The sequence below is a fragment of the Desulfurobacterium sp. genome (assembly GCF_027028515.1).
In the GTDB taxonomy this organism is placed as follows: Bacteria; Aquificota; Aquificia; order Desulfurobacteriales; family Desulfurobacteriaceae; genus Desulfurobacterium_A.
On the sequence record NZ_JALVIW010000051.1, the window covers coordinates 25,829 to 33,892 of the forward strand.

11 protein-coding genes and 1 pseudogene are annotated in these 8,064 nt (G+C 41.2%); 7 read left to right on the forward strand and 5 right to left on the reverse strand.

Annotation, left to right across the window (positions count from 1 at the left end):
• Positions 1-18: 18 nt before the first annotated feature.
• The 4 genes from MV676_RS04645 to MV676_RS04660 all read right to left on the reverse strand — a co-directional run bounded on the left by MV676_RS04645 (position 19) and on the right by MV676_RS04660 (position 3,669).
• On the reverse strand, positions 19-930 hold the full coding sequence (locus MV676_RS04645) for a dihydroorotate dehydrogenase (RefSeq protein WP_297445606.1): 912 nt from the start codon (positions 928-930) through the stop codon (positions 19-21).
• Positions 930-2,207 carry a class I SAM-dependent RNA methyltransferase gene (locus MV676_RS04650; protein ID WP_297445607.1) on the reverse strand — a complete coding sequence of 426 codons (1,278 nt, stop codon included), beginning with the start codon at positions 2,205-2,207 and terminating at the stop codon, positions 930-932. The genes MV676_RS04645 and MV676_RS04650 overlap by 1 nt, the downstream gene beginning before the upstream one ends.
• Before the next feature lie 131 nt (positions 2,208-2,338).
• Positions 2,339-2,842: an Hsp20/alpha crystallin family protein gene (locus tag MV676_RS04655; RefSeq protein WP_297445608.1), complete on the reverse strand. Its 504-nt coding sequence runs from the start codon at positions 2,840-2,842 to the stop codon at positions 2,339-2,341.
• A 164-nt stretch (positions 2,843-3,006) separates the two neighbouring features.
• The gene (locus MV676_RS04660) at positions 3,007-3,669 is read right to left on the reverse strand and encodes a Bax inhibitor-1/YccA family protein (RefSeq protein ID WP_297445609.1); all 663 of its coding nucleotides are present in this window, start codon (positions 3,667-3,669) and stop codon (positions 3,007-3,009) included.
• 173 nt (positions 3,670-3,842) lie between these two features.
• On the opposite strand from MV676_RS04660, the gene rplU reads away from it, so the two are divergent.
• Positions 3,843-4,151 (forward strand): 50S ribosomal protein L21, encoded by a 309-nt coding sequence (rplU, locus tag MV676_RS04665; RefSeq protein ID WP_297445610.1) that lies wholly within the window; start codon positions 3,843-3,845, stop codon positions 4,149-4,151.
• Positions 4,152-4,164: 13 nt separating this feature from the next.
• Positions 4,165-4,422: a 50S ribosomal protein L27 gene (rpmA, locus tag MV676_RS04670; protein WP_022847650.1), complete on the forward strand. Its 258-nt coding sequence runs from the start codon at positions 4,165-4,167 to the stop codon at positions 4,420-4,422.
• On the opposite strand, the gene MV676_RS04675 is transcribed toward rpmA, so the two are convergent.
• The gene (locus MV676_RS04675) at positions 4,419-5,138 is read right to left on the reverse strand and encodes a hypothetical protein (RefSeq protein WP_297445611.1); all 720 of its coding nucleotides are present in this window, start codon (positions 5,136-5,138) and stop codon (positions 4,419-4,421) included. The two genes, rpmA and MV676_RS04675, sit on opposite strands and share 4 nt — an antisense overlap.
• Before the next feature lie 62 nt (positions 5,139-5,200).
• Between MV676_RS04675 and MV676_RS04680 the strand changes: the two genes are divergently transcribed.
• The 5 genes and pseudogenes from MV676_RS04680 to MV676_RS04700 form a co-directional block, all read left to right on the forward strand.
• Positions 5,201-5,761, forward strand: a complete 561-nt coding sequence (locus MV676_RS04680; protein WP_297445612.1) for a C-GCAxxG-C-C family protein — start codon at positions 5,201-5,203, stop codon at positions 5,759-5,761.
• A gap of 74 nt (positions 5,762-5,835) precedes the next feature.
• Positions 5,836-6,210, forward strand: a complete 375-nt coding sequence (locus MV676_RS04685; RefSeq protein WP_297445613.1) for a hypothetical protein — start codon at positions 5,836-5,838, stop codon at positions 6,208-6,210.
• Between the two features lie 50 nt (positions 6,211-6,260).
• On the forward strand, positions 6,261-7,181 hold the full coding sequence (locus MV676_RS04690; protein WP_297445614.1) for a TIGR01212 family radical SAM protein: 921 nt from the start codon (positions 6,261-6,263) through the stop codon (positions 7,179-7,181).
• Between the two features lie 61 nt (positions 7,182-7,242).
• Positions 7,243-7,833: an orotate phosphoribosyltransferase gene (pyrE, locus tag MV676_RS04695; RefSeq protein ID WP_022847645.1), complete on the forward strand. Its 591-nt coding sequence runs from the start codon at positions 7,243-7,245 to the stop codon at positions 7,831-7,833.
• A gap of 10 nt (positions 7,834-7,843) precedes the next feature.
• Positions 7,844-8,064, forward strand: a pseudogene (locus MV676_RS04700) (polyprenyl synthetase family protein); the annotation flags it as partial.

Sequence of the window (8,064 nt, forward strand, 5' to 3'; positions counted from 1 at the left end):
GCGCTTTAGGCGCCCTTTTCACACTTTAACTTTTCCTTTTATCTCTTCAATGCATCTATATCCATTATCTTCAAGATATTTTTTAATGCCTTCAGCGATCTCAACAGCAGCGTTTGGATTGAGGAAATTTGCCGTTCCAACCTGAACGGCTGAAGCTCCTGCTATTATGAATTCAACGGCGTCTTCCCAGGTGGTTATACCGCCAATTCCTATTACGGGAATGGATACCGCTTTCGCTATCTGGAAGACCATTCTTACAGCTACCGGCTTTATGGCGGGACCGGAAAGTCCGCCTACTACATTTTTTAGCCTGGGTTTTTTAGTTCTTATGTCTATTGCCATACCAAGGAGGGTATTTATGGCGGATATTGCATCTGCTCCGGCTTCTTCTACGGCTTTTGCTATTTCCACAATGTTTGTAACGTTTGGTGAGAGCTTCATTATTACGGGTTTATCTGTGGCTTTCCTTACAATTTCTGTTATTTTTGCCGCTTCTTTCGGATCTGTTCCAAAAGCAAGTCCGCCTTTTTTCACATTTGGACAGGAGATGTTCACCTCAACTGCGTGAACGCCTTCAACACCTTTAAGGGCTTCTGCAACTGCCCTGTACTCTTCGTAGGTCGTTCCGTAAACATTTGCGATTACCTTTAGTCTGTATTTTTTAAGTTTTGGCAGTACTTTTTCTATGAAATGGTAAACGCCCGGATTCTGAAGGCCTATTGAGTTAAGCATGCCGCAGGGCGTTTCCCATATCCTTGGTGGCGGATTTCCCTCTTTAGGTTTTATTGATAGACCTTTAACACACACGGCACCTATACGGTTTAAGTCCGTGTACTTTTCGTACTCAAGACCAAATCCAAACGTACCTGAAGCAGTCCAAACGGGTGTTTCAAACTTTACACCAAAAAGTTCAACACTTATGTCAGCCATTATTTCACCTTCCTTAAAAAGGCTATTGTTTCTATGTGGTAAGTTTGCGGGAACATATCTATGAGTTTTGATTTTTCCATGTGAATGCCGTATTGATAGAACAGTGCTATATCTCTTGCAAGGGTTGCCGGATTGCAGGAGACATAGATGATCCTTTTAAGTCTTGGAAGAGAAGCAATTTCCCTTATGATTCTCTGGCTTAAGCCACTCCTTGGTGGGTCGATAACTATTAAGTCGGGGCTGTTTTCTTTAATGATTTCTATACCCTCTTCCGTTTCGCGACAGTAAAAGCTTATATTTCTCAGTCCATTTATGTCTTTATTATAAAGGGCATCGCTTATTGCGGAAAAGTTTGCCTCTATTCCAAAAGCCCTGTGAACGTACCTTCCTACAGGTATTGTTAGCGTTCCAACGCCGCAGTATAGGTCTGCAGCAAGTAGATATTGATATTCCATTGCACCGCGGGAGACTTTTTTAATGAGGCTTTCTACCTGAAATCTGTTAACCTGAAAGAAGGAGTCGGCACTGACGCGGAACTTAAACTTATCTACCGTTTCGTACGTAAAGTCTTTTCCAAAAAATTTAATTCTTTCAGGATATCCAGATTCGCCCGTCTTGTAGATGCCAAAACCGATTACGTTTATCTCTAAAATATTTCTGATTTCTTCAAGGCTTAGCGTCACCTTTTTAAACTTTCCCTGATAGACAAGCTTGAGGATAACTTCGTTCTTGTTAGAGGAGTATATGTGAACCTCGTTTGGTTCAGTTGCAAGCCTTTTAACAAGTTCTTTTATTTTTGGAATTGCGCCTGCAATGTCCTCTTTTAGAATGTAACAGGTGTCTATGTCAACAATTTCGTGGGTTCCCTTTGCGTAGAATCCGACCTTACCGTTTTTAACCTTTAGCTGGGCTCGGTTTCTGTAGTGCCAGGGTGACGGTGATGGTATGACCTCATCGATATTCGGTTTTTTTATCCTTCCAATTTTTTGAAGGTTCTCTTCAAGGATACTCCTTTTAAACTCAACCTGAGAATCGTAATCTATGTGTTGCCAGTCACATCCTCCGCATTTTCCAAAGTAGGGGCATCGCGGCTTTATGCGGTTTTTTCCCTTTTTCAGGATTTTTATAACTTCACCTTCACTGTAACCGCTCTTCCTTGATGTTTCCCTTACTTCGACGATGTCTCCAGGTGCTGTGAACGGCACAAAGAATGTTCTGCCTCTGTATCTTCCGAGTCCTTTCCCACCGTAAACCAGTTTTTCAATTTCAATCTGCAAGGAAGCCTCCTATGTGTGTCGGAAGTGATTAGGTTGAAATTTATGGTGCAGATTGAATTTTACCACGGTGGGATTTGTGAAGATTTATGAGGAGAAAGAAATAAAGCGGGAGAAGAATCCCCCGCCTGAGGTTACTTCTCTTCGTTTTCTCCCTTTTCCTTTTCCTTTTCTTCCGGCTCTTTTACTATTATTTTCACTTCTTTCTTTGCCGTTTCGGCTTTTGGAAGTCTTATTTCAAGTATTCCCTTGTCGTAGGTTGCCTCTATGCCTTCTTCTTTTACCTCTACGGGTAACGGTATTATTCTCTGAAATTCACCGTAGAAGCTCTCGCTGAAGAAAACGTTTTCTTTCTCTTCTTTCTGCTCCTGCTTTTTAACACCTTTTATAATAAGGTGATTTCCCCTTACTCTTACGTCTATGCTGTCTTTGTCAAGCCCCGGCATCTCAGCTCTTACCACCAGTTCATCCGGTGTTTCGTACATCTCTACTCTCGGTTCAAATCCCACTTCAAATCCAGGGACTTCACCAAATGACCGTGTAAGTTCTGCAAGCATTCTCTCCATCTCTTTTGAGAGTCTAAAGAAATCTTCAAAGGGATCAAATCCTCTATTTCTACCAAAAAATCCTCCAAACATCGTTCCCTCCCTTAAAAGGTTATTTTAGATTTCGTTAATTCCAATTTTAAATATAGATAGAGAGGGATTGGACGTCAAGGGGAGAAAGGAAAAGAATTTTTATGAAAGGAAAGGAATTTTTTTGGAAGATATTTTAAAAAGGGCGGTGCTAAACCGCCCTACGGTTAATCTCTTCTTTCGCCAAACAGGCTCAGGATGGCGAGGAAAAGGTTTATAAGGTCAAGGTACAGGGCAAGAGCACCGAAGAATGCGTTTCCGTCTGTGTATGCTACCTCTTCAAGTGTCTGTATGTCGTAGGCCGTGAGTCCTAAAAATATGATGATCGTTATAGCATTTATTGCTATGTTGAATCCTGCGGAGTGAAAGAGAAACATGTTAAGCAGAGATGCAACGATTATTCCTATCAGTCCAACGAACAGATAGGTTCCGAACTGTCTAAAATCGACCTTCTTTGTCATTGCAAGCAGTGCCATTATTCCAAAGAGAATGCTGGCAGAGGCAAAAGCTGTTATGATGGAGGCACCGGTGTAAATGTAAAAAATAGGTGCAAGTAAAATGCCTTCGCAGGCTGAAAAGAGGTAAAACATTATGCCTGCCAGTAGTCCGTTCTTTCTTAAAACGCCGGTCATTATTACAAGAACGAAACTCAAGATTCCAAAACCGATAGCTCCCGCTGTACCTATCCTTGCCCACAGGCCTGTGGCAAGTGTCATGTAGGCGGAGATTGCCGTCAGCAAGAGTCCCAAAAACATATTTAAGAATACCTTTGAAAGGAAAGAGGCAAAGTCTGCCGTCCCTGCCTTCTCTATTTCATAAAATCTGTTCATACTCTCCTCCTTTGTCCTGAAATTGGTAACGGATATTAATATAGTGCCTTTTAACGGTGAATGTATGGCAGAAAAGTTAAATTTGCATATATTTGCATCTTGACCAGAGAGGTATTTTTGTTATAAATTACACCTCTGCTTCTTATAACTTTATTACCCGGAGGTATTCCGTAATGTATGCAGTTGTTAGAACCGGCGGAAAGCAGTATGTTGTTGAGCCCGGTCAGGTTTTAAAGGTTGAAAAGATCAACCTACCTGAAGGGTCAGAGGTTGAGCTTGAAACACTCATGATAAGAAATGATGACGGAAGCGTAAAGGTTGGTGACCAAGTTAAAGGTGCTAAAGTTAAAGCCACAGTGGTAAGACACGGTAAAGGCAAAAAGATTATTGTGTTTAAGTACAAGGCTAAGAAGCACTATCAGAGAAAGTATGGTCATCGTCAGCACTTTACAGAGCTAAAGATTGAAGAGATTGTAGGCTAATCGGAGGTTTGTTATGGCACATAAGAAAGGTATGGGTTCTACCAAGAACGGTAGAGATACGATTGGTAAAAGGCTTGGTGTTAAAAGGCACGATGGACAGATAGTAAAGGCCGGTAATATCCTCGTTAGACAGAGAGGAACAAGCGTCCATCCCGGCGCTAATGTTGGTGTTGGAAGAGACTACACGCTTTTTGCCCTTGTTGACGGTGTAGTTAAGTTTGAGAGAAGAAGAAACAAGAAGGTTGTAAGCGTTTATCCTTTAGATAACTAATTCGCAGAGGGTTTCTTCCCTCTGCTTTTTAATCTTTCAATTACCTTTTCCACATTTTCTGCGCCCAAATAGACTTTCCCGTCCGGGAGTATAAAGACAGGTGTATCAACGAGGCCTCTTGCCTTTAGTTTATCCATAACTGACCACACCTTGAGTTTCCCTTCGCTGCAGACTTTCCCTCTGTAATTTCCAGATAAAAACATTTCCAGCCCGCCATGGTTGCATACAAGTTTGTAGGCTTTCTCTTCTGCCTCTTTTCCTGAAAATGGCGCTACTATAAACTTTAACTGAATGCCATTTTTTAAAAACTCTTTTATCTTGTCACTGCTGTTTCTGCATGCTTTACAATCGGGGTCAACGATTACGTAAACGTACTTTTTGCCTTTACCAACTTTAAAGTCGACAGCTCTTTCGAGGAAGTTGAGAAAGTCTTTGTCAACCTGTCTATCAGGCAATTTAAAAATAAGCCCTTGAACAAGATATTTCTCCTGTGTATCTATGAAAAAGTTCCCCGCTTCTGCTGTTATTACTCTGCAGAATCCTTCGATACCTATCGGGTAGACGGCTTTGACGTGGATTCTCTTTTTGAAAATGCCAGATATCTGTTTTTCTACGGATTCTATAGATGGGCAGTTTGAAGCGCTGGCTATTGAAATGGAAAGTAACGTTATAAACAGTGCAATCAGCCCTTTTTTCATAATAAAAAATTTTACCACAGTTTCTCTTGATTTTCATTGTACTTTTCATATATTAGCGATAGACATTGAGGAGGTGAAACATGTTTGAAATTAAAGACATTTTGAAAAATATAAAGAAGTACAGAGATTTGCTTGGTGAAAGGGCTCTGAACAGAGTGGAGGATCTGCAAGAGCTTGGAAAGGTGGCTTACAAAGGCTACTGGGAAAGAGATTGCGAGTACGGAGTAATAAGGGCTTTTGTGGAGACTGCAGGGCTTGATATCTCTTTTGATGAAGTGATTGAAAACAAGATGAAGATTCCCGTTAAGTGGCATTCAATATGTGGAGCTCTTACGGGTGCTTTTGTGGTTTTTGCAGTTTCTCTTCCTGAAGATGAGATAGAATCTGCCGTAGAGGAACTTGTGGAGTTTCACAACAACTCTGTCCTTCCTATCTTTTCCGGTAATGGAAGTTTGATTCCCGGTGCTTCTCCCGATTCTCTTCTTTGCAGGGATTCTATTGTGAACTGGGCAAGGAAAACGGGTATTTCACCAAGGAGTGCTGAAAGGAGAGAACGGTGTGCCAGAATTACTGCGGATATTGCTATTAAAGCAGCTGAGATAATAAACAAGAAAGTTGCTGTTTCTCAGGTTGCCGGGTAGAGCTCTTTTCTTATGGAAATAATTTTAAAGCGTTATAAATTAACTCAAACAGTTACTGAATTTCGGAGGAATTTATGGAAGAGAAGTTAACAAGGGAAGAGCTTGCCGAACTCATGGCAACCGTCCTTGAGATGGAAGGGTTTGAAGTGTATGACGTTGATACAGACGAAGAGTATAAGCCCGATTTCCTTGCCGTTTATAAAGATGAAGAGGTGGAGTATCAGATAGCCATTCAGGTTGAAGATTGCCAATCTCTTCAGACAGAAGAGGCAGAAAATAGGGCAAAGGCAATTGCGCAGCACTGCAGACAATCTGGAGAGGGATTTTTTATCTCTGTTCCCCTTGAGTGTGAAGAGGAAGGTAAAGAGAAGTTGAAAGAGTGGAATATAGGTGATGTTGCCGAGCTTGTTCCGATAGGCCTTGAATTTGAAGAAGAGGAAGAAGAGTAATAGAGGGCAGGAGATCATTCCTGCCTTTCACTACTATTTAGGAAGAGACTGTGGAAGCGAGGTTTAGAACCTTTTCCTCATATCTTAAGTCTATATTTGGCGAGCGGGTTTACCGTGTTACGGTTGATGCTGGATTCACCTGTCCCAATAGAGATGGAATAAAAGGGACAGAAGGGTGTATATACTGCTATGCAGGTTCTGAGTACGATCCATCAAAAAGAACATTATCGGTAAGAGAACAGATATCAATCGGTATTGAGCGAATAGGAAGGCGATATAAAGCAAAAAAGTTTCTTGTCTATTTTCAGGCTTTCACAAACACATATGCGCCCGTTGAGAGACTAAAGTCCATCTACGATGAAATTAAGAATTTCCCGGAGGTTGTTGGTCTAATTGTCGGTACGCGTCCTGATGCCGTTTCGAAAGAGATTCTTGAACTTATTAATAGTTACACGGATAATTATCTTGTATGGATTGAGTATGGCCTTGAAAGCCCACATTTTAAATCTCTCCAGTGGATGAAGCGGGGACACGGATTTTCCGATTTTTTAAACGCATATCTTATGACTAAGAAGTATGAAAAGATAAAAGTCTGCTCTCACGTTATTTTAGGAATACCTGGTGAAACAAGAGAAGAGATGTTAGAAACAGCAGATATACTTGGGGCCTTGAAAGTAAACGGTGTAAAGATTCATCCTCTCCACATAATAAAAAATACACCGCTTGCCGGACTTTACGAAAAGTCGCCGTTCCCCCTACTTTCGAAAGAAGAGTATGTTGACCTTGTGGTTGACTTTATCGAAAGACTTCATCCTGACACGGTTGTTCAGAGGATAACTGGTGAGGCTCCTTCAGAGCTACTAATTGCACCTCGCTACTGCGATAAAAGGGAAAAGAATCGATTGATTCAGAGAATAAGAAACAGGTTTGTTGAGAGAGACACCTATCAGGGAAGAGCTTTCAGGTTTTGATAAACTTGAAAGATAAGAGTAATCTGCCTAAAATTCAGTTAAACTTTCCGGAGGAGTTTTAATGTTGACAGAAGAAGAGATAAAAGAGATTTTTCTTAAAACGGATGCCTTCCTTGAAGGTCACTTTTTACTTTCAAGCGGCCTTCACAGTCCTTATTATCTCCAGTGTGCAAAGGTTCTTCAGTATCCCAGGTATGCTGAAATTCTCTGCAGGGAGATAGCTGAAAAGATTGAGGAGCTTGGCGTTAATATCGATTTTGTTATTGCCCCTGCGATTGGCGGCATAATAGTTTCTTATGAAACTGCAAGGCATGTAGGTGTAAGAGGGATTTTTGCAGAGAGAAAAGATGGCGTTAACCTTGTCTTAAGGAGAGGATTTGAGATAAAGTCAGGTGAAAGAGCTCTGGTTGTTGAAGATGTTGTTACAACAGGAAAATCAACAAAAGAGACAATTGAAGTGGTAAAATCTTTCGGTGCTGAGGTTGTTGCAGTCGGAAGCCTTGTAGATAGAAGTGGTGGGAAGGTGGATTTTGGTGTTCCTTTTGTAACACTGTGGCGGTTAGATGTTCCTGCCTACGAACCTTCAAACTGTCCTATCTGCAAGGAAGGGAAGATTCCTCTTGAGAAGCCAGGAAGTAGAAAAATAAAGTAGGAAGGCATGTATGAAGATATTCAAACCCTTTGAAGTTATTAGAGAAGAGCTTTTAGCATGTGAAGATTATGCAAGGAGACTCTTGCGTTCTGATGTGAAGTCCATTCTTGAAGCGGGCGGTTACATATTTAACAGTGGCGGAAAGAGGGTAAGACCGGGGTTAACAATCCTTTCGGGGAAGCTTTTTAATCCTGACGATAGCCGTTTAATTCCTGTTGCTATAGCCATGGA

What these genes read in the sequence shown, in the direction of transcription:
- MV676_RS04645 (WP_297445606.1), bottom strand. Translation starts at nt 930, where the DNA reads ATGGCTGACATAAGTGTTGAACTTTTTGGTGTAAAGTTTGAAACACCC.
- MV676_RS04680 (WP_297445612.1), top strand. Translation starts at nt 5,201, where the DNA reads ATGTTTGAAATTAAAGACATTTTGAAAAATATAAAGAAGTACAGAGAT.
- rplU (WP_297445610.1), top strand. Translation starts at nt 3,843, where the DNA reads ATGTATGCAGTTGTTAGAACCGGCGGAAAGCAGTATGTTGTTGAGCCC.
- MV676_RS04660 (WP_297445609.1), bottom strand. Translation starts at nt 3,669, where the DNA reads ATGAACAGATTTTATGAAATAGAGAAGGCAGGGACGGCAGACTTTGCC.
- MV676_RS04655 (WP_297445608.1), bottom strand. Translation starts at nt 2,842, where the DNA reads ATGTTTGGAGGATTTTTTGGTAGAAATAGAGGATTTGATCCCTTTGAA.
- pyrE (WP_022847645.1), top strand. Translation starts at nt 7,243, where the DNA reads ATGTTGACAGAAGAAGAGATAAAAGAGATTTTTCTTAAAACGGATGCC.
- MV676_RS04685 (WP_297445613.1), top strand. Translation starts at nt 5,836, where the DNA reads ATGGAAGAGAAGTTAACAAGGGAAGAGCTTGCCGAACTCATGGCAACC.
- rpmA (WP_022847650.1), top strand. Translation starts at nt 4,165, where the DNA reads ATGGCACATAAGAAAGGTATGGGTTCTACCAAGAACGGTAGAGATACG.